Genomic DNA, 19516 nt, shown 5'->3' with positions numbered 1-19516 from the left:
CTTAATAAATGGACAGGCCGGAACTATTTTTCATCATTCTTCATGGTATGACAGGTCAAAGTGTGCTATCATCATAAAAAAAGGGAGGTGCCGATCATGGAGGGAACACTTTTGCTGGTGGACGACGATGTGTCCATCCTGCTGCTGGTCTCCGACGTGCTGGAGGAGAAGGGCCTCGACGTGACTACGGCCCGCTCCGGGGAGGAGGCCCTGGCCATTTTGGAGGGGAAGTCCTTCGACCTCATTCTGCTGGACATCATGATGAAGGGCATCGGCGGACTGGAGGTCTGCCGCCGCATCCGGGGGCGGGTGGAGTGCCCCATTCTGTTTCTGAGTGCCAAGGACACGGTGGAGGACATCGTCAAGGGCCTGGATCTGGGGGCGGACGACTACCTCACCAAGCCCTTCGCCCTGGAGGAGCTGGCCGCCCGGGTCCAGGCACACCTCCGGCGGCAGTCCCGGCTCCGGACGGACACCCCGGCGGGAGGCGTGCTGGAGATCGGAGAGATCCGGCTGGATCCGGGGCAGATGACGGTGACAAAGGCGGGGGTCCCGGTGTCCCTCTCCACCCGGGAACTTCAGCTTTTGGCTTACCTCATGGAGCACGCGGGACAGACCCTCTCCCGGGACCGCATTTTCCGGGATGTGTGGCGCACCGACTACGGTGATGTGAGCACGGTGGCCATCAACATCAAGAATTTGCGGAACAAGCTGGATCCCGACTGGCGCTACATCAAGACGGTGTGGGGTTCGGGCTACCGCTTCGTGACCCGGAGCGGTTTTGCCGAGGAGGATGGAAATGGCGCAGACAAATGAGTCCCGGCGTTTTCCGGGGGTGGGCTGGCTGGGCAGTCACCTGACCCGGAAGATGATCCTGGCGCTGGTGGCCTTGGCTGCAGTGAGCTGCTTTGCCCTGTGGGGAGGTTTCCTCGCCTACCTGGGGGACTTTGCGGACAGCACCTATGACGAGGTGCTGGATCAGGCAGCGGAGGAGGCCCGCCAGGCGGGGGCGTTTTTGGAGGGCTGCGGCGCAGAGGCATCGGCCATGGAGGACTACCTGTCCCGGCGGGGCCTGGCCTGCGTGGTGCGGGACAACGGGGGAAATATCATATATGAGCGTATCCCCGACGGCGCGCCGCAGATGCTGGCCTCCTCAGGCACTGTGGAGGTGACCCTGTCGAGGGGGCAGACAGCCAGACTGACCGTGTGGAGTCAGGCCCTCCAGCGCAGTGAGATCACCCAGTCTCTGCGCAGCAAGGCCCTCACCGGCCTGTGCGCCATCAACCTGGGGATGTTTGTCGTGGTGGCACTGGTGATGTATCTGGTGCTGGTGTCCCCCATCGTCCGGCTGCGGCAGACCATGCGCCGCTATTACGAGAAGGGGGAGCAGCCCGAGCGCAGTCAGCGCATGGACGAGGTGGGCAAGCTCCAGAACGCCTTTGCCGATCTGGCAGGGGTGCTGGACTGCAAGGAAAAGGCGGAGCACCGGCTCATCGCTTCCATCTCCCACGATATCAAGACGCCCCTCACCTCAGTGCTGGGCTACTCGGAGCGGCTGCGAAGCGCGGAGCTGGCCGAGGAGAAGAAACGGCGGTATCTGGAACTGGTCTATGAGAAGGCCCTCCGGATCAAGGCGGTGGTGGACGAGTTTGACGAGTATCTGGACGCCGGACTCCGGGATCGGGCCCCCATGGTGCTGACCACGGCGGGGGAGCTTTGCCGGCGGCTGCGGGCGGAGTACGCCGACGAGCTGGCCGACGCGGGGGTGGAGTTCCCGGTGGAGTGTCTCTGCCCCGACGCCCAGCTCATCTGCAACTGGGAGCACATGCGAAGGCTCTTCGGCAACCTCATCAGCAACGCCTTTCAGCACGCCGGAGCGGAGCGGCTGGAGCTCTCCCTCACCTGCCGGAGGGAGGAGGAGCAGGCGGTGTTCCTTTTCCGGGACAACGGAAAGGGAGTGCCTCCCGAGCTGCTCCGGCAGATCTTCGAACCCCTCTACACCTCGGATCAGGGGCGGAAGGTCTCGGGGCTGGGGCTGTCCATCTGCAAGAGCATTGCCAAGGCCCACGGGGGGGGCATCCTGGCGGACAACGCCCCGGATGGGGGCCTGGTCATCCGGATGAGCCTTCCCATCGTAGATCTGTGAGCGGAAAGAACAAAGAATGTGCCTCCTTTATTGAACGCCGGTCGGGAAGGCCGGAAAAAACCAAACTGGACGGCCGGCAAACAAGGCCGCAAAAAAGAACAGGCAAGAAGCCAACAGCTTCTTGCCCGTTCTTTTTTGCGCTTCATTCGTCCGATATGTCACGCGATGGGACGCCGGTTGGCAGGGGACAGGGGTTTTACATCGCCCGCTCCCTTTTCACACTTGCAAATCTGTGCCGATCAAGGCGTTTTTGATGGCTAAAGCACAACATGGGCCCATCCTATTTTGCCGCGGCTGTCCAGGATGAAAAACGGGGGTCGACGGATTCCGGCCCCGGGGGCAGGATGAAAAAAGCTGCCTGCAAAATCCACCCCGGCCGGGGGTGCTCAGCCATCTGGGCGCCTTGCCGAAGCGGACTTTTATCGCCCTTCCGCAAAGGTGGGGGCATATCGTCCATCCAGCCCCAAAAGACTCTGCCGGCCCTGCCCGCTGCTTCGAGTGCTTCTCCTGGGATGCCGGCTTGCTGATATCATAAATGCCTGATTGATATCTTGATTGCCGAGAAAGCTTAGGATCTGCCGTACCCGAAAGGGTTTTGATAGACTGCTCCTTCGGTAAAGACCAGGTCGGTGGGCCGATCCCACCCGGCGGCGGGCACCCGGGGGACCTTTTGCACTTCAAAGGCCACGGAGGCGATCCGGGCCTGTCCGCACCGGGGCAGGTATCGGTCATAGAAGCCGCCCCCCATTCCCATGCGTCCGCAGTCTGCGTCAAAAACTGTGCAGGGACACAGCACCAGATCCAGTTCGTCCGGAGGGATCGGCGTTGACTGTTCCGGTACGGGTTCCTGGATGCCGAAGGGACCTGACATCCAGGGATCCGGTCCCGCGGGCAAAAAGGCGGTCAGCCGGCCTGGGCCGGTGCAGCGGGGGTAGACCAGGCGTTTTCCGGCGGCCTCCGGTGCGGCCTCCAGGGAATTCAGCCGGACTTCCCCCCGGACGGCCCGGTAAAGGAGCACAGTCTCTGCCCGCCGGAACTCCGGGGAGGCCAGGATCCGGCTCACCACCGCTCGGGAGAGGGCCTCCCGGAGGCCCGGGGCAAGCCGGTCTCTGGCCCGGATCTTTTCCCGGCGCAGCCAGCTTCGATAGGAGGGGGAGCCAAAGGTGAGGGAGGGGGCTGTAAGCATGGTGGATGCTCCTTTCAAAAAGATGAGGAAGGAAGAGAAGCACACGCCGCGTCCTGAGACGCGGCGTGTGCATAGACCGTTATCCGGCGTAGTAATTGATGAGACACCCGGCCAGGACGATATCCCGTTCTTCCCGGGTCATGCCGGGCAGACGCAGGGTGACGGGTTTTTCACTCCCGTTCTGAAGCAGTACTGCCTGCGCCGCTTCCCCGTCGCCCTCCAGGACCGCCCGGATGCCGGGGATCCAGAGCCGGTCGCCGGGCTGGATATTCCAGTCCTTCACGTCCTCGGCGATGAAGGGGAGCATGCCCCAGTTGATCACATTGGAGCGGTAGCGTTTGGTGGCGTACTCGGCGGCCAGGTTGGCACAGCCGCCCAGCACCCGCTGGCAGGAGGCGGCCTGCTCCCGGGCAGAGCCGTCGCCGGGCTTGAGGGCCATCACGAAGGAGCCCAGTCCGGTAGTGGCGGCGTCCCGGCCCATGAGGGCCTCGACAGCCTCCCCGCCGCGCCGCTTCTGCTCCTCGGCCTGCACGGCCCGGGCACGGGGGACATACTGGGGATCCTTCCGGCTCAGGGCAAACTGAGAGAGCTTGACGGGGTTGGAGCGGTAGGAGGAGGTCTCCCCGGAGGGGATGAGTTCATCAGTGGTGGTCACGGGGTCGTAGATGGCGGCGCAGCAGGTGAGCAGCAGATTCTCCGGGAGCGCCACCTGCTGGGGCCAGTCGGCAATGTTGGGGCCGAACTGCAGCTTGGTGTCGGGCTGGGGGCGGCCCACCCCGTAGTAGACCCGGTGCTTGTAGGCGCTGTCGTCGTAGGTGTAGGGCTCCTCCGAGCGGTCGGGGGTGAGAAGCTCAGCGGGGAGCTCGTCCGCGCCGGTGAGGATGCCGCCGTTCAGCGCCGTGGCGGCGATGGAGCGGGCATCCATGAGAGCCACATAAGACAGCTGGCCGTCGGTGGGCTTGCTGCCCTCCCGGTTGGGGAAGTTGCGGGTGGAATGGCGGATGGAGAAGGCCCCGTTGGCGGGCACGTCTCCCGCGCCGAAGCAGGGGCCGCAGAAGCAGGAGCGCACCGAGGCCCCCGCCGCCATCAGATCGGCCAGATAGCCCCGCCGGGTCAGCTCCTGCATGATGGGCATGGAGCCGGGGTAGCAGGACAGCCAGAAGGCGCCGGAGCCCACGGATTTACCCCGGAGGATCTCGGATGCGCGCACCAGGTTCTGGTAGGTGCCGCCGGAGCAGCCGGCGATAACGCCCTGATCCACGACAAATTCGCCGTCCACGATTTTCTCCCGGAGGGAGGGGACCGGCGTCTTCAGCTCCAGCTGCCGGGCGGTGTCCACGTCCACCTGGTGGAGCAGGTCATCCAGATTGGCCTTGAACTCACGGATGGGGAAGGCGTTGGAGGGGTGGAAGGGGAGGGCGATCATGGGCTCCACCTCGTCCAGGCGGATCTCCACCAGGGCATCGTAGCAGGCCCCTTCGGCGGGGGACAGGGGGCGGTAGGACTCGCCCCGGCCCAGCACCCGAAGGTGGTTCCGGGTCACCTCATCGGTGGCCCAGACGGAGGAGAGACAGGCGGTCTCGGTGGTCATCACGTCGATGCCGGAGCGGTAGTCCATGGACAGTCCGGATACGCCGGGGCCGAAAAACTCCAGCACGGCGTTCTTCACCGCCCCGCTTTTGAAGGTGGCCCCCACCAGAGCCAGGGCCACGTCCTGAGGACCTACGCCGGGCCGGGGGCTTCCGGTGAGGTATACGGCCACCACAGGGGGATAGGCGATGTCGTAGGTCTTGCGCAGGAGCTGGCGGGCCAGCTCTGGGCCGCCCTCTCCGATGGCCATGGTGCCGTAGGCGCCGTAGCGGGTGTGGGAGTCGGAGCCCAGGATCATTTTGCCGGGGGCGGCGTAGCGCTCCCGCATATAGGAGTGGATGACGGCCTGATGGGCAGGCACAAATTCCCCGCCATACTTTTTTGCGGCGGAGAGGCCGAAGAGGTGGTCGTCCTCGTTGATGGTGCCGCCCACGGCGCACAGGGAGTTGTGGCAGTTGGTGAGCACGTAAGGGACGGGGAAGGCCTGCAGGCCGGAGGCGCGGGCGGTCTGGACGATGCCCACATAGGTGATATCGTGGGAGGCCATGGCGTCAAAACGCAGCTTCAGATGGGCCATATCACCGTTTTCATTGTGGGCGTGCAGAATGCCGTAGGCCATGGTGCCCTTCCGGCCCTCTTCCATGTGGGCTGGGTCGGCCGAGGTTGGGACAAAGCCCCCGTTTTTATAATAAAAGCCCTCCCGGGCCACCGTTACCATCATGCGTCCTCTCTCCTCATTGTCTTTTCTCATTTTTAAGTGCAAAATATCATATCAAATTTCCGATGAAATGGCAAGGGGGCAGAGGGGACGGGACGGGAGAAGCGGGGGGATTTTGGCTGGAAAAATTTATATGGGAGAAATCGGGAGGCCTCGGTTGACGCCTTTTGTGGGATGGTCTACAATAGAGATAATACTTTGTCGAAACCAGCGAGGAGCACACTCATGAAAAAATTACTGGCAATTCTCTGCACCGTGGCCCTGCTCACCGGGCTGCTTCCGCCGTCTCTGGCCGCCGGACCGGCCGGGACGGAGCGGGTCCAATTCTACGACGAGGCCTTGGGCCGCTATTCCAACCAGACCGAGGCGGACCGGGTGACCATCACGCTCAACGGCGCAGCGCTGGATCGGCCCGGCGTGGTGCAGACGGTGGACGGCGTGGACGGGCGGACCCTGGTGCCCGTCCGGGACATCGCCGAGCCGCTGGGCGCCACGGTGCTCTGGATGGGAGATACCCGCCAGGTGCTGCTCTTCCGGGGGAGCGACACCATCGTGCTGACCCTTGGCTCGGCGGCGGCGGTGGTCAACGGGCAGAGTGTGCAGCTCCCCGGCGGGGTGCCTGCGGGAGTGGTGAAGCTGGGCGGGGAGGAAAAGACCATGGTGCCCCTCCGCTTTGTCTCCGAGCAGCTTCAGGCCGAGGTGGCATGGGACAACGACACCTTCACCGCCGCGGTGACCGCCCGGCTCCCGGAGCCGGAGCCCACCCCGACCCCCACGCCGGAGCCGACTCCTACGCCCACCCGGCCGGACCGGGGGATGCTGCTGCGGATCGCGGCCGACGACAACGCACAGACGGTCACACTCTATCTCTCCCAGGCACCCCGGTACCGGGTGAGCGATCTGGGGGACCGGGTGGTCATCGACCTGCCCGGGGTAGCCATCGGCAGCGGCAAAGACGGGAGCCTGACGCCCGAGAATCCGGTGATTGAATCCATCCGCTATGCCCAGCACGACAGCAGCCTGTATTCGGACTACACACGGACCACGCGGGTGGTGCTGGACCTGGCGGATGGCTGCACCTATGCCAAAAACGTGGTGGTCACCGGAGACAGCAATCTCCTGGCGGTGGTGATCTCCGTCAAGCCGCCGGAGACAGGGAGCGCCCCCTCTGAGCCAACTGCGCCCCTGGACCCCACGGCATTTACTGTGGTGCTGGACGCCGGACACGGCGGTTCCGCCTCGGGCGCGGTCTATGAGGAGATTATGGAGAAGGACATCACGCTCCCCATCACGCTGCGGGTGGAGGAACTGCTGCGGGAAAAGGGCTGCAACGTGGTGATGACCCGGACCAAGGACGTGTACATGGATCTCTACGACCGCTGCGACATCGCCAATGAGGCGAAGGGGGATCTCTTTGTCAGCATCCACGCCAATGCCAGCTCCTCCAACCCTGCATTCCAGGGGACGTTTACTTATCACTATCCCAACAGCGCCCGGGGCAAGAAGCTGGCCGGCGCGGTGCAGGCGGCGGTGGTGGCCTCGACGGGCTCCATTGACCGGGGGCTGCTGAGCAACGACTATGTGGTGCTGCGGGAGACAAAGATGGCCGCCTGTCTGGTGGAGACCGGCTTCATGTCCAACCATGAGGAACTGATGAAGCTGATCCGGCCCTCCTATCAGGAGAAACTGGCCCAGGGGATTGCCCAGGGAATTTTGGATTATCTGGCGTCTCTTCCGGTCAAGACTTTGGTACCCGCAGAGGAAAACGCCTCCCCGGCCGCGTGACTGGGGAAGCAGAGTGCTTCAGAGCAGCAAAAACGTCCGCAGGCATGCCTGCGGACGTTTTTGCTTTGCGCTTACAGCCTTCGTTTTTGGAAGGCCAGGGAGACAATGAAGAAGGCGGCCAGATACAGAGTGATGGAGGATCCGGCGGAAGAGCCGATGTAGTAAGAGGTCATCAGTCCGGCAATGCCGCACACCACTGCGCCGAGCAGGGAAAAGAGGTGGTACTGGCGGGTGTTTCTGGCCAGATTCCGGGATGCGGCGGCGGGGAGGACCAGCAGGGAGTTGATGACCAGCAGGCCCACCCAGGTCATGGAGACGGTCACCACCACGGCGATGGCGGCGTTGAGCACAGCCTCCTGCCAGAATACCCGGATCCCCCGGCTGTTGGCCAGGGCCGGGTGGAGCGCGGAGAGGAGGAGAGTGTTGTAGGCGCACGCCCACAGCACCAGGATGACGCCCAGAATGCCTGCCAGCAGACCGATCTTGACCGGTTCCACGCTGAGGATGTCACCGACGAGCAGGGCGTTGAATTTGGTGAAGGAGCCGCCGTTCAGGGTGGCGATGAAGATGCCGAGGGCCACAGCAGTGGAGGAAAAGACCCCAATCACCGTATCGCTGGCCATGGAGGAGCGGCGGCGGACAAGGGTGAAGAGGAATGAGAATACCAGGGCGAAGAGTACGGCGGCCCACATGGGCTCGCTGAGGCCGCACAGGGTGCCGATGGCGATGCCGGTGAAGGCCGAGTGGCCCAGAGCGTCGGAGAAGAAGGACATCCGGCTCTGGACCACCATGGTGGAGAGCAGTCCGAAGAGCGGGGAGATCACCAGTATGGCCAGCAGGGCGTTTTTCATGAAGTACATGCCCCCCGGCTGGGCCCAGTCAAAGGGGAGCAGGGCGACAAGGGAATACCACCAGTCCATCATGCCTCCCCCTTTCCCATCCGTAGGTGGAACACATCCTGAAATTCCGGGCTTGCCAGGACCTCAGAGGGTGCGCCCACCTTCAGGACCGTGTGCTTGAGGAGGATCACCTTGTCGGCGTAGTGCTCCAGCGTGGCAAAGTCGTGGGTGGAGAGCAGAATGGACAGGTCATAGGTTTGGCGGATCTCATCCAGCATGTCCAGAAGCTGCCGCTCTCCATCGATGTCCACGCCGGACAGCGGCTCGTCCAGAATGAGGATATGAGGAAGGGGGTCCAGGGCCAGAGCCATGAGCACCCGCTGGATCTCACCGCCGGAGAGCGCTCCGATGCGCTTGTCCATGAGGCCTTCGGCGTGGGTGCGCTCCAGGCAGAAGCGTACCCGGGCCCGGAGCTTGGCGGGAATGGGCAGAAAGACCGGCCAGTCGGCCACGGCGGCGGCGAAAAAGTCCAGCACGCTCACCGGATCGCCCCGGTCGAAGGCGGGGGACTGGGGCACATAGCCGATGACAGGGCGGCTTTTTTTGCCGTCGGAGCGCTGGAAGTCAATGGCTCCGGTGTGGGGGAACTGGCCCAGGATGGCCTTGAAGAGGGAGGACTTGCCTGCCCCGTTGGGCCCGATGAGGGCCACGATCTCCCCGCAGTGGAGGTGGAAGGACACATCCCGCAGAAGTTCGGTGTCCCCCAGGGAGACTCCCATGTTCTGTACTTTCAGGCAGCACAGCCCGGAACAGCCGGAGGCGCAGTTTTGGTGTTTGCGGACGCTCACTCCATCCTCACCTTCCCCTCGCCCAGCGCGTTGAGGATGGTCTTTACATTTTCACGTATGGCGTCCGTATAGGCGGAGAGGCTGTTGTCCGTCCCGCTCATGATCATGGAGAGGGGGCAGACCTCCACCCCGGTCTCCCGGGCGATGGCTTGGGCGGTGGCCTGTGAACCGTTGACCTCGGTAAAGATAGCGGGGAGGTCGTGTTCCCCGATGAGGGAGACGATCTCCCGGATCTCCTGGGCGCTGGCCTCGCTGCCCTCCTCCTCTTCAATGGCCTTGAGGATGGTGAGGTCAAAGGCGTCGGCGAAATACTGGAAGCCATCGTGGAAGGTGATGAGCTCCCGGTGGGGAAGCTGCATGTCCGGCTGCCGGGAGGCGATGCCGTCCCGCAGGGTGGACTTCCGGTTGCGCAGCAGGAACGCACTGTCAAAGGCGTTCTTCTGATACACCTGGGCCTGGGCCTCGTCCAGGGCGGAAAGGCCTTTTCCGATGTTTTCCACCATCTGGGCGGCCCGGTCCGGGTCCATCCAGATGTGGGGGTCGTATTCGTCCTCGTCCATGTCCTCAGGGTCGTGCTCTTCATGGTCCAGGGCGGGTAGAAGGGCGACTCCCGTGGAGCAGTCGATGACGCTGGCCTTGGACTGCTCCAGCGCATCGGACATGAAGTCCTCCAGCCCGACCCCGTTCATCACGATCACGTCGGCCCCCTCGATGGCCTTCATGTCGGTGGTGGTGAGGGTGTAGTCATGGAGGCAGGCGGTCTGGGCGTTCACCAGCAGGGAGACCTCTACACCCTCTGCGCCGCTGGTGACCGCGGTGGTGAACAGGTAGACCGGGTAGGTGGTGGCAAGAATCTGCAGGACATCCTTGCCTGCCGCCGTGGGGGCCTTGCCGGCGGCAGATTGAGCAGATGGGTTAGAAGAGCAGGCGGTGAGGGTGAGAATGAGGGCTGTCAGAGCGGCTAGCAAACGTTTTTTCATGAGATACCTCACTTTTTTGAAATGCGGGATTATTATAACCGATTTAAACCAGTTTGTAAAATGAGGGGGTGCTCATACGTTGCAGAGTGAAAACCCGCGCCCCGGCGGGGGAATTGGTGGCACAGGAAAACCTGTGAAAACGGGAGAAAGGTTGAAGAGACGGTTGAGATATGGCCAAATTTATGATAAAATAAGATAAAATTTTGAAATAAGGGGAGCTGCACGGAATAGGATCGCAGACCCCGGACGGGGGTAAAGACCATAATCACACTTGATTTAAACGTGACGCTGCTCTTTAATGTTGGGATTGATATTTTTGCGGCCATTATCACAGTGATTATCTATTACAGCTATAAAAATGATTTTGGCAATACCTATGACAACTGGCTGATGGTTCGGATCGAAGGGGCCGTTCTCTTGGCCATTCTGGCGGATATTGCCATGTGGGTGCTCAATGGGAAGAGCGGAACAGGGGTGCGGGGGTCCAGCTACGCAGTCAGTATGATCTATTTCATGATGCAGCTTTTGGTTGGGCTGGCATGGCTGAAATATGCGTGGTACCGGGTTTTTGGAGAGAATATGTCCCGGAAGGGGGAGCTTCTCTCCCGTGGGATTCCTCTTTTCCTGCTGGGAGTGTGCATTGCGTTCACTCCGCTGACGGGGTGGTGCTTTTACCTGGATGAGTACAATTATTATCACAGGGGAGCCCTGTCTACTCCCATGTTTGTTTTCATCTTGGCCTATCTGCTGACGGCCTCGGCGATGGCGCTGGCGCGGTACAGGCAGGAAGTGTTCGTCGATCGGAAAAAAGAACTTCTGTCCATTGCCTTTTTTGCAGTCCCGCCGCTGGTTGGCGGAGTGATACAGGTCGCCATCTACGGCGTCAGTCTGGTGTGGCCGAGCATGGTCATCTCTTGTCTGATGATCCTGCTCAACAAGGAGAGCCGGACCATTTCCCAAGATTCCCTCACCGGCCTGAACAACCGCAGAAGCATGGAAAAATACCTGAGGGGTTACGGGGAGGGCGGACAGGCGGGGGCCATAGCGCTCCTGATGATGGACATCAACGATTTTAAGCAGATCAACGATCAATACGGCCACCACACCGGCGACGCCGCCCTGATCCAGACGGCGAACATATTGAGAAGGACATTTAACGGAACTTCCGCATTTTTGGCGCGGTTTGGCGGGGATGAATTTGTGGTGTTTCTGGCCGGTGCCAAAGCAAGTGAGGTCGACGAGACGGTGCGGAAAATCAGGGATCATTTTGCTGCGTTCAACCAAACCGGGCAATTCCCCTTCGGGCTGACCGTCAGCATTGGGTACGCCGTATCTGAGGGAAAGGCTCCGAACCGGATCGCCAACCTGATCAAGCAGGCCGATGAAAACATGTACCGGGAAAAAACCCGATACCATCAGAGAAAGCCGTAAAACCGGGCCTGATTTTCTGCGGACCGTTCGTTTTCATCCAGAGAACTGTCGGATGGGGAATCAAAACAGCCGGATGGGCTGCATGGGAAACCATGCGCTCATCCGGCTGTTCTTTTATGATTCTTTACCGACAGATGCCGGTCAGTGCTCAAGAAGCGGATCAGCCCATCAGGGAGCTGAGGTTGAAGTGGACCACCAGAGTGGAGAACACGATGGAAACGGTGGAGCACAGCTTGATCAGGATGTTCAGAGAGGGGCCGGAGGTATCCTTGAAGGGATCGCCCACGGTGTCGCCGATGACGGCGGCTTTGTGGCAGTCGGAGCCCTTGCCGCCGTGCTTACCGCTCTCGATATACTTCTTGGCGTTGTCCCAGGCGCCGCCGGCGTTGGACATGAATACGGCCACGGCAAAGCCGGAGACGGTCACGCCGCCCAGCAGGCCCACAACGGCCTCGGGCCCGAGGATCAGGCCGGTGATCACGGGGACGATGATGGCCAGCAGAGAGGGAGCCACCATCTCATGGAGCGCGCCGCGCGTGCACAGATCCACGCAGGAGGCATAGTCGGGATCGGTCTTGCCCTCCATGATGCCGGAGATCTCCCGGAACTGGCGGCGGACCTCCACCACGATGGACTGGGCGGCGCGCTGTACGCCGGACATGGTCAGGGCGGCAAAGACGAAGGTCAGCATGGCACCGACGAAGAGACCCACCAGCACGGCGGGGTTGGTCAGCTTCAGATCGATGGCGGCGTTGGTCAGGTTGGCGGTCTTGGCGTTGACCACGTCCACGTAGGAGACCAGGAGGGCCAGGGCGGTCAGAGCGGCGGAGCCGATGGCGAAGCCCTTGCCGGTGGCGGCAGTGGTGTTGCCCAGGGAATCCAGAGCGTCGGTGCGGTTGCGGACCTCTTCGCCCAAGCCGCTCATCTCAGCGATGCCGCCGGCGTTGTCGGCCACGGGGCCGTAGGCGTCGGTGGCCAGGGTGATGCCCAGGGTGGAGAGCATGCCCACAGCGGCGATGCCGATGCCGTAGAGGCCCTTGGCGAAGCTGGCCTCATAGGCGGCGCTGGCGGTGTGCAGAGAGCCTCCGGCGGCCAGGAAGGCCACGATGATGGCGATGGAGATAATGACAATGGGGGCCGCGGTGGAGTTCATACCCAAGGACAGACCGCCGATGATGGTGGTGGCGGCGCCGGTCTCGGTGGAGTCAGCCAGAGTCTGAGTGGGCTTATAGGTGTCGGAAGTGAAATACTCGGTGAAGTAGCCGATGGCACAGCCGGCGATCAGACCGGCCAGGATGGAGATATAGGCGCCCCAGGAACCCATCAGGAAGTAGGTCAGGGGAGCGGCCACAACGGCGGCCAGAACAGCGGCGGTGTAGGTGCCCTTGCGGAGGGTCTTCAGCAGAGACAGCTGAGTGGCGTTCTCCTCCGTGCGGACCAGGAAGGAGCCTATGAGGGAGCAGATCACGCCCACCACGGCCACGGCCAGAGGCAGCAGCATGGCGTTCCAGCCCATGCCGTCGGCGGTGAAGGCGGTGGCACCCAGGGCGAAGGTGGCGAGAATGGAGCCCACGTAGGACTCGTAAAGGTCGGCGCCCATGCCGGCCACGTCGCCCACATTGTCGCCAACGTTGTCGGCGATGGTGGCGGGGTTGCGGGGGTCATCCTCGGGGATGCCGGCCTCGACCTTGCCCACCAGGTCGGCGCCCACGTCGGCGGCCTTGGTGAAGATGCCGCCGCCCACACGGGCGAACAGAGCCATGAAGGAGGCGCCCATGCCGAACATGACCATGGTCTGTGCGATCTGAGCGGCGTCATAGCCGGCGACATAGCGCAGGATGTGGAACCACACAGTCACGTCCAGCAGGCCCAGGCCAACCACGGTGAAGCCCATGACGGTGCCGGAAGAGAAAGCCACGTTCAGGCCGCGGTTCAGGCTTTCGTGAGCGGCGTTGGCGGTACGGGCGTTGGCGTTGGTGGCGATCTTCATCCCGATGAATCCGGACAGGGCGGAGTAGATACCGCCGGTGAGGAAGGCGAAGGGAATGAAGAAGTTGTCCAGCATACCGTTGAAGGCCAGGATCAGCAGGATCACAAAGACCACAGCAAAAATCTTGACCACGGTGGTGTACTGGCGCTTGAGATAGGCATTCGCGCCCTTGCGGATGGAGGAGGCGATCTTCTGCATGAGCTCAGTTCCCTCGGAGAACTTCATAACTTTGCGGGCCTGCAGCACGGCGAAGAGCAGTGCCACCACGGAACCGACAAAGCCGATCCAGAAGAGGTTTTCAATTTGCAATTTCTATCCAACTCCTTTTTGCGTTTCGGGGCAGCGCCCCACTCTTTAGACAACGACGCAATTTTATCAACTTAGTGTTCATTTTGCAAGCTCTTACCCGATTTTAAACCCTTTGAAAGGAGTTTTTTGACGAAATACACAAAATGGCTCAGAAAGAGACGGAAGGTATAGGCAATTTAACAAGCAAAAACGGCCGTTCTCTCTTCCTATATGAGAAGCCCGGAAGAGGCCTGCGGAAGGAAAAAATTCCCCCACCCGGCGGGTGGGGGAGAGGGTCAGATGGTCCACTGGCTGTGGATGACGCCGGTGAGGTACCAGTCGTTTTCCCACACTTCAAACACCAGCTTCAGAGAGCACCAGTCAAAACCCTGGTTTTCCGGCACGAGACCGGGAAAGTGGTATTCCACATACCGGCCCTCGGGGTATGCGTCGGAGGCGTTTTCCAGCGCGTTGCCGGACTCCAGCACCGTATCCACGCCGATGAGGGGGGCGGTGGTATAGTCGGCATTGAACACAAAGAGGGCGAAATAATCCGGGATGGTGTAGACCAGAGGGGAGCCCTTTCCGTCGGAGATCCCCCAGGTGTAGGCGCGGCTGTCCTCCCCGGCGGCGGCAAGGCGCTCGGAGGTGAGCTCCAGATCGCTGTCGGGATCCACGGTGGAGTAGGGGGTGAAGCGCACGCCCTTCTCCGGGTGGGCCAGCGCGGCCAGAGCCGGATAGTCCCGCGCCTTCATGGCCTTCAGAACGGCCTGCCCCCGTTCCAGCAGGGGGCCGTTGTCCCCCTGGTCCAGAGCGGCCTGGGGGGCGGCGGAGGCCGGGGCTGTGATCAATGCGGCGGGGGAGGCGGCGCGGGAGAGGGCGGGATTGGCAAACTGCCCCACGCCCCAGCCCAGGGCGGCGCCTATGAGCAGAGTCAGGAGACACAAAATAAAGGTTTTTTTCATGGTATCGTTCCTTCCATATCGAAGCGGCTCAATTATTTTACTGGAAGGTGGAGAAAAAAACAACAACAAAAGGTTACAAAACACGCCGCTGTTTTGTGAGAAACTTGCAAAGGGACCGAAAATGAGGTATACTGATTTGACAATTCTTCAAAAAATAAATGAGGTGACCCATATGCAGGAGCACGAGCTGCAGTTCCATATTCAGTGTAAAGAGGGGGATGTGGGCCGGTATTGCCTTCTTCCCGGGGACCCGGGCCGATGCGAGAAGATCGCCGCCTGGTTTGACGACGCCCGCAAGGTCCAAGCCAATCGGGAGTACACCGTTTACACCGGGACGCTCCTGGGAGAGAAGGTTTCGGTCTGCTCCACCGGCATCGGCGGGCCCTCTGCCGTCATCGCCATGGAGGAGCTCCACAATATCGGTGCGGATACCTTTATTCGGGTGGGCACCTGTGGGGGAATCGCTCTGCCGGTGCAGTCCGACGACGTGGTCATCGCCACCGGCGCCATCCGGCACGAGGGAGCCAGCCGGGAGTATGCGCCCATTGAATTTCCGGCGGTGTCCGACTACCGGGTGCAGGACGCCCTGGTCCGGGCGGCCAAGGCGCTGGGCAAACCCTGGCATGCCGGTGTGGTACAGTGCAAGGACTCTTTTTACGGCCAGCATGACCCCGGGCGGATGCCGGTGAGTTACGAACTGCTGGCCAAGTGGGAGGCGTGGAAGCGGCTGGGGGTCCTGGCCTCCGAGATGGAGTCGGCCGCGCTCTTCTGCTGTGCCGCCGCCCTGGGCGTGCGGTGCGGCTCCTGCTTCCACGTCATCTGGAATCAGGAGCGGGAGGCAGCCGGGCTGGATCAGAAGGAGAGCCACGACCTCACCGCTGCCATCGAGGTGGGCGTGGAAGCGCTGAAGCTGCTGATCCGGGAGGATCGCGGCGAAATTTGAGAGAAAGCCCCGAACCGGCTGAACCGGTTCGGGGCTGTTTTTTGGGTGGAACAGGCCTGCTTACAGCTTGAGAGACTGGGCAATCTCCCCCAGAGTGACGGCGGAGCGGAGGAATTCCTCCCGCTCTTCCGCACTCAGCTCGATCTCCAGCACTTTTTCCACGCCGTGCCGGCCCACGACCGCCGGCACGCTCATGCACAGATCCTTTACGCCGTAGAGGCCATGGAGGTTGGTGGACACAGGGAGCACGGAGTGCTCATCCCGCACGATGCACTGGGCGATGCGGGCCACGGCGGCGGCGATCCCATAGTAGGTCGCCCCCTTCTTTTCAATGATCTCGTAGGCCGAGTCCCGCACGTCCTGGTAGATACGCTCCATGTTCTCCCGGTGCCGGGTGTGGCCGCACAGCTCGCAGAAGTGGTCCAGATCCACCCCGGAGACGTTGGCTCCGCTCCACACGGCCAGCTCACTGTCGCCGTGCTCGCCGATGATGAAAGCGTGGACGCTGCGGCTGTCGATCCCCAGGTGCTCGCCCAGCAGATATTTGAGCCGGGCGGTGTCCAGCACGGTGCCCGAGCCGATGACCTGGTTTTTGGGCAGCCCGGAGAGCTTCTGGGCGGCGTAGGTGAGAATATCCACCGGGTTGGAGACCACCAGGAGGATGGCCTCCCGGTTATACCGGACGATCTCGGGAATAATGGCCTTAAAGATGGCCACGTTTTTGTGGACCAGATCCAACCGGGTCTCGTCGGGCTTTTGATTGGCTCCGGCGGTGATGACGATGAGGGCGCAGTCCTTTAAATCTGGGTAGTCCCCCGCGTGGATCTTCATGGGCCTGGTAAAGGGGAGTCCGTGAGAGAGATCCATGGCCTCTCCCTCGGCCTTGTCACGGTTGACGTCGATGAGGACCAGTTCGGAAAAAACACCTGTCTGCATCATGGCAAAGGCGGTGGAGGAACCCACGAACCCACAGCCGATGACGGCGGCTTTCTGGATGTTGACCATCGGGATCGCTCCTTTCATAGAATCCGTTTGATTGAGTATGTCCGGCGGAAGCCCCCGCCATTCACTGTGCATATCATACTATAAAACTATGGTTTTGTCTGTTGAAAATTCAACGGGAAAAATATTTTTTAACCGCCTTGACAAACCCTATAAAATGAGTATAATAAAACATGTGAACAATAGCTCATATATTGAATCGGGAGGGAATCGTATGGAAGACGACGAGCTGCTGGAGCCGGAGCGCTGTGAATTTATCCATGTCCACGAGGACGTGGTGGAGCAGGTGAAGGGAAACATGCCGGACGATGAGACCCTGTATGATCTGGCCGATCTGTTCCGCATTTTTGCCGACTCCACCCGCATCAAGATTTTGTATGTCCTCTTTGAATCGGAGATGTGCGTGTGCGACATCGCCCAGCTCCTGGGGATGACCCAGTCTGCCATCTCCCACCAGCTCCGGGCGCTCAAGCAGTCCAAACTGGTAAAGTACCGCCGGGAGGGCAAGACCGTATTTTATTCCCTGGCCGACAGCCACGTGCGCACCATCCTGGATCAGGGCATGGAGCACGTGGGAGAATAAAGGGGGAGAATCCAATGAAGAAGCGCTACAAGCTCAGTGATCTGGACTGTGCCAACTGCGCGGCCAAAATGGAAGACGCCATCAACAAGCTCGACGGCGTCACCGCCGCCACCGTGAGCTTTTTGCAGCAGAAGCTGACCATCGAGGCAGAAGACACCCGGTTTGACGAGATCATGGATCAGGTGGTGAAGGTCTGCAAGCGGATAGAGCCCGACTGCGTGATCGAACGGTAACGGCCCGCCGCGCCAGAGGAAAGGAGTCTCCGGCGCGGCTTTTTTTACCATTCTTATAAGGAGGGATCGGGATGACCCCGAAACAGAAAAAAATGCTGACGCGTATTGCCGTCTCCGCCGTCCTGTTCGGGGCGGCGGAGGGGCTGACCCGTGCGGTGTCTCTGCCCGGGTGGGCAGTCCTGACCGTGTTTCTGGTGCCTTATCTTGTCATCGGCTGGGACATCCTCTGGCGGGCGGCGCGCAATATCGCCCACGGGCAGGTCTTTGACGAGAACTTCCTCATGGCCCTGGCCACCCTGGGGGCGCTGGCCATTGGGGAGTATCCGGAGAGCGTGTTCGTCATGCTCTTCTATCAGGTGGGCGAGTTCTTCCAGAGCTGGGCGGTGGGCCGCTCCCGGCAGTCCATTGCGGCGCTGATGGATATCCGCCCCGACTATGCCAATTTGGAAGAAAACGGGAGCACCCGGCGGGTGGATCCGGAGGATGTGACGGTGGGGGAGACCATCGTCATCCGCCCCGGCGAGCGGGTGCCTCTGGACGGCGTGGTGCTGGAGGGGGTCTCCACCCTGAACACCGCCGCCCTCACTGGCGAGTCCCTGCCCCGGGACATCCAGCCCGGGGACGATGTGATCTCGGGCTGCGTCAACCTCACCGGGGTGCTCCGGGTGCGGACCACCAAGGAGTTCGGAGACTCCACCGTGGCAAAGATCCTGGACCTGGTGGAGAATGCTGGGAGCCGGAAGGCCCGGTCGGAGCAATTCATCACCCGCTTTGCCCGCTGGTACACCCCCGTGGTGGTGGGGAGCGCTGTCCTGCTGGCGGTGCTGCCGCCCCTCATTACCGGCGGGGATTGGGCCAAATGGCTGGAACAGGCCCTCATTTTCCTGGTCATCTCCTGCCCCTGCGCATTGGTGATCTCGGTGCCCCTCACCTTTTTCGGGGGCATCGGCGGAGCCTCCCGGCAGGGGGTGCTGGTGAAGGGGAGCAACTATCTGGAGGCGCTGGCCCGCACCGAGACCGTGGTTTTTGACAAGACCGGAACCCTTACCCGGGGCGTGTTCAACGTCACCGCTATCCATCCGGACGAGTGCTCCGAGGCCCGGCTTCTGGAGCTGGCCGCGCTGGCCGAGAGCTACTCCACCCACCCCATCGCCCGCTCTCTCCGGGAGGCCTACGGCCTGGACATCGAGGAGGGCCGGGTGACCGGAGTGGAAGAGCTGGCCGGCCGGGGGGTGAAGGCTGAAGTGGACGGCCGGCCGGTTTACGTGGGCAACGACAGGCTCATGGAGGAGGTGGGGGCCTCCTGGCACCCCTGCCATCACGTGGGTACCACCGTCCATGTGGCGTTCCGGGGGGAGTACCTGGGCCACATCGTCATTTCCGACGAGATCAAGCCCGACGCACGGGAGGCTATTGCCGCGCTGAAGCGCGCCGGGATCCGGCGGACCGTCATGCTCACCGGGGACGCCCAGACCGTGGGCGAGGCGGTGGGCCGGGAGCTGGGGCTGGACGAGGTCCACGCCCAGCTTCTCCCCGCCGATAAAGTGGACCGGGTGGAGCGGCTGCTGGCGGAGAAGAGCCCCAAGGGCACTCTGGCCTTTGTGGGAGACGGCATCAACGACGCCCCCGTTCTCTCCCGCTCCGACGTGGGCATCGCCATGGGGGCTCTGGGGAGCGACGCCGCCATCGAGGCCGCCGACGTGGTGCTCATGGACGATAAGCCCTCCAAGATCGCCGCCGCCATTTCCATTGCCCGGCGGACCCTGTCCATTGCCCGTCAGAATATCATTTTTGCCCTGGGCGTGAAGGCGGTGTTCCTGATCATGGGGCTGTTCGGCGTGGCCAACCTGTGGGAGGCGGTCTTTGCCGATGTGGGGGTGAGCGTCCTGGCCATTCTCAACGCCACCCGGGCGCTGAAAAGCAAGGAGTAAAGACAGCTCGGCCCGCCGTCCGGATGGACGGCGGGCCGAGCTGTTTTGGAGGGAAACG

17 protein-coding genes are annotated in these 19516 nt (G+C 61.9%); 9 read left to right on the top strand and 8 right to left on the bottom strand.

From position 1 onward, the window contains the following. Nucleotides 1–96: 96 nt before the first annotated feature. From ACQRD3_RS09460 to ACQRD3_RS09450, 3 genes are read left to right on the top strand one after another with little or no spacing between them, the layout of a single operon-like run. A complete protein-coding gene (locus ACQRD3_RS09460; protein ID WP_198933226.1) occupies nucleotides 97–816 on the top strand; it encodes a response regulator transcription factor in 720 nt (239 codons plus the stop codon). After that, a complete protein-coding gene (locus tag ACQRD3_RS09455) occupies nucleotides 800–2146 on the top strand; it encodes a sensor histidine kinase (protein WP_427781166.1) in 1347 nt (448 codons plus the stop codon). Before ACQRD3_RS09460 ends, ACQRD3_RS09455 begins: the two co-directional genes overlap by 17 nt. Nucleotides 2147–2176: 30 nt before the next feature. Then, the gene (locus tag ACQRD3_RS09450; RefSeq protein WP_427781164.1) at nucleotides 2177–2407 is read left to right on the top strand and encodes a hypothetical protein; all 231 of its coding nucleotides are present in this window, start codon (nucleotides 2177–2179) and stop codon (nucleotides 2405–2407) included. A gap of 307 nt (nucleotides 2408–2714) precedes the next feature. On the opposite strand, the gene ACQRD3_RS09445 is transcribed toward ACQRD3_RS09450, so the two are convergent. Further along, nucleotides 2715–3332 carry a 5-formyltetrahydrofolate cyclo-ligase gene (locus ACQRD3_RS09445; protein ID WP_158082916.1) on the bottom strand — a complete coding sequence of 206 codons (618 nt, stop codon included), beginning with the start codon at nucleotides 3330–3332 and terminating at the stop codon, nucleotides 2715–2717. A 79-nt stretch (nucleotides 3333–3411) separates the two neighbouring features. Further along, on the bottom strand, nucleotides 3412–5640 hold the full coding sequence (locus ACQRD3_RS09440) for a hydratase (protein WP_427781175.1): 2229 nt from the start codon (nucleotides 5638–5640) through the stop codon (nucleotides 3412–3414). Between the two features lie 225 nt (nucleotides 5641–5865). On the opposite strand from ACQRD3_RS09440, the gene ACQRD3_RS09435 reads away from it, so the two are divergent. Then, on the top strand, nucleotides 5866–7425 hold the full coding sequence (locus ACQRD3_RS09435) for an N-acetylmuramoyl-L-alanine amidase (RefSeq protein WP_427781161.1): 1560 nt from the start codon (nucleotides 5866–5868) through the stop codon (nucleotides 7423–7425). Between the two features lie 71 nt (nucleotides 7426–7496). Here ACQRD3_RS09435 and ACQRD3_RS09430 read toward each other — a convergent pair whose 3' ends face one another. From ACQRD3_RS09430 to ACQRD3_RS09420, 3 genes are read right to left on the bottom strand one after another with little or no spacing between them, the layout of a single operon-like run. Further along, complete coding sequence (locus ACQRD3_RS09430; protein WP_198933230.1) at nucleotides 7497–8348, bottom strand: metal ABC transporter permease; 852 nt, start codon at nucleotides 8346–8348, stop codon at nucleotides 7497–7499. Continuing rightward, a complete protein-coding gene (locus ACQRD3_RS09425) occupies nucleotides 8345–9112 on the bottom strand; it encodes a metal ABC transporter ATP-binding protein (RefSeq protein ID WP_427781159.1) in 768 nt (255 codons plus the stop codon). The genes ACQRD3_RS09430 and ACQRD3_RS09425 overlap by 4 nt, the downstream gene beginning before the upstream one ends. Further along, the gene (locus ACQRD3_RS09420) at nucleotides 9109–10092 is read right to left on the bottom strand and encodes a metal ABC transporter substrate-binding protein (RefSeq protein ID WP_427781157.1); all 984 of its coding nucleotides are present in this window, start codon (nucleotides 10090–10092) and stop codon (nucleotides 9109–9111) included. The genes ACQRD3_RS09425 and ACQRD3_RS09420 overlap by 4 nt, the downstream gene beginning before the upstream one ends. A 282-nt stretch (nucleotides 10093–10374) precedes the next feature. On the opposite strand from ACQRD3_RS09420, the gene ACQRD3_RS09415 reads away from it, so the two are divergent. After that, entirely contained in the window at nucleotides 10375–11523 is a 1149-nt protein-coding gene (locus ACQRD3_RS09415) for a diguanylate cyclase domain-containing protein (protein ID WP_080906950.1), read from the top strand. A 160-nt stretch (nucleotides 11524–11683) separates the two neighbouring features. Here the strand turns inward: ACQRD3_RS09415 and ACQRD3_RS09410 are convergent, their stop codons facing one another. Both ACQRD3_RS09410 and ACQRD3_RS09405 read right to left on the bottom strand, forming a co-directional pair. Then, nucleotides 11684–13816, bottom strand: coding sequence for a sodium-translocating pyrophosphatase (locus ACQRD3_RS09410; RefSeq protein WP_427781173.1), 2133 nt, complete (start codon nucleotides 13814–13816; stop codon nucleotides 11684–11686). A 281-nt stretch (nucleotides 13817–14097) separates the two neighbouring features. Next, nucleotides 14098–14766, bottom strand: coding sequence for a hypothetical protein (locus ACQRD3_RS09405; protein ID WP_427781155.1), 669 nt, complete (start codon nucleotides 14764–14766; stop codon nucleotides 14098–14100). A 172-nt stretch (nucleotides 14767–14938) separates the two neighbouring features. On the opposite strand from ACQRD3_RS09405, the gene udp reads away from it, so the two are divergent. Continuing rightward, on the top strand, nucleotides 14939–15709 hold the full coding sequence (udp, locus tag ACQRD3_RS09400) for a uridine phosphorylase (RefSeq protein ID WP_427781153.1): 771 nt from the start codon (nucleotides 14939–14941) through the stop codon (nucleotides 15707–15709). Between the two features lie 60 nt (nucleotides 15710–15769). On the opposite strand, the gene ACQRD3_RS09395 is transcribed toward udp, so the two are convergent. Then, on the bottom strand, nucleotides 15770–16714 hold the full coding sequence (locus tag ACQRD3_RS09395) for an L-lactate dehydrogenase (protein WP_080906953.1): 945 nt from the start codon (nucleotides 16712–16714) through the stop codon (nucleotides 15770–15772). Nucleotides 16715–16925: 211 nt separating this feature from the next. Here ACQRD3_RS09395 and ACQRD3_RS09390 point away from each other — a divergent pair, with 211 nt between their 5' ends. The 3 genes from ACQRD3_RS09390 (at nucleotide 16926) to ACQRD3_RS09380 (ending at nucleotide 19458) form a co-directional block, all read left to right on the top strand. After that, nucleotides 16926–17294, top strand: coding sequence for an ArsR/SmtB family transcription factor (locus ACQRD3_RS09390; protein WP_080906954.1), 369 nt, complete (start codon nucleotides 16926–16928; stop codon nucleotides 17292–17294). Between the two features lie 14 nt (nucleotides 17295–17308). Beyond that, entirely contained in the window at nucleotides 17309–17527 is a 219-nt protein-coding gene (locus ACQRD3_RS09385; protein ID WP_427781151.1) for a cation transporter, read from the top strand. Nucleotides 17528–17598: 71 nt separating this feature from the next. Further along, nucleotides 17599–19458, top strand: a complete 1860-nt coding sequence (locus ACQRD3_RS09380) for a heavy metal translocating P-type ATPase (RefSeq protein ID WP_080906956.1) — start codon at nucleotides 17599–17601, stop codon at nucleotides 19456–19458. Nucleotides 19459–19516: the final 58 nt, after the last annotated feature.

Origin of the sequence: Candidatus Pseudoscillospira sp. SGI.172, from assembly GCF_050313575.1 — a bacterium.
Classification (GTDB): Bacteria; Bacillota; Clostridia; order Oscillospirales; family Oscillospiraceae; genus Vermiculatibacterium.
Note: the sequence above shows the minus strand (reverse complement) of the source record. Positions and strands in the feature narration are given on the sequence as shown.

Coding starts and splice junctions, on each gene's coding strand:
- ACQRD3_RS09460 (WP_198933226.1), top strand. CDS start 97: ATGGAGGGAACACTTTTGCTGGTGGACGACGATGTGTCCATCCTGCTG.
- udp (WP_427781153.1), top strand. CDS start 14,939: ATGCAGGAGCACGAGCTGCAGTTCCATATTCAGTGTAAAGAGGGGGAT.
- ACQRD3_RS09405 (WP_427781155.1), bottom strand. CDS start 14,766: ATGAAAAAAACCTTTATTTTGTGTCTCCTGACTCTGCTCATAGGCGCC.
- ACQRD3_RS09440 (WP_427781175.1), bottom strand. CDS start 5,640: ATGGTAACGGTGGCCCGGGAGGGCTTTTATTATAAAAACGGGGGCTTT.
- ACQRD3_RS09430 (WP_198933230.1), bottom strand. CDS start 8,348: ATGATGGACTGGTGGTATTCCCTTGTCGCCCTGCTCCCCTTTGACTGG.
- ACQRD3_RS09435 (WP_427781161.1), top strand. CDS start 5,866: ATGAAAAAATTACTGGCAATTCTCTGCACCGTGGCCCTGCTCACCGGG.
- ACQRD3_RS09445 (WP_158082916.1), bottom strand. CDS start 3,332: ATGCTTACAGCCCCCTCCCTCACCTTTGGCTCCCCCTCCTATCGAAGC.
- ACQRD3_RS09390 (WP_080906954.1), top strand. CDS start 16,926: ATGGAAGACGACGAGCTGCTGGAGCCGGAGCGCTGTGAATTTATCCAT.
- ACQRD3_RS09395 (WP_080906953.1), bottom strand. CDS start 16,714: ATGGTCAACATCCAGAAAGCCGCCGTCATCGGCTGTGGGTTCGTGGGT.
- ACQRD3_RS09380 (WP_080906956.1), top strand. CDS start 17,599: ATGACCCCGAAACAGAAAAAAATGCTGACGCGTATTGCCGTCTCCGCC.
- ACQRD3_RS09385 (WP_427781151.1), top strand. CDS start 17,309: ATGAAGAAGCGCTACAAGCTCAGTGATCTGGACTGTGCCAACTGCGCG.
- ACQRD3_RS09455 (WP_427781166.1), top strand. CDS start 800: ATGGCGCAGACAAATGAGTCCCGGCGTTTTCCGGGGGTGGGCTGGCTG.
- ACQRD3_RS09420 (WP_427781157.1), bottom strand. CDS start 10,092: ATGAAAAAACGTTTGCTAGCCGCTCTGACAGCCCTCATTCTCACCCTC.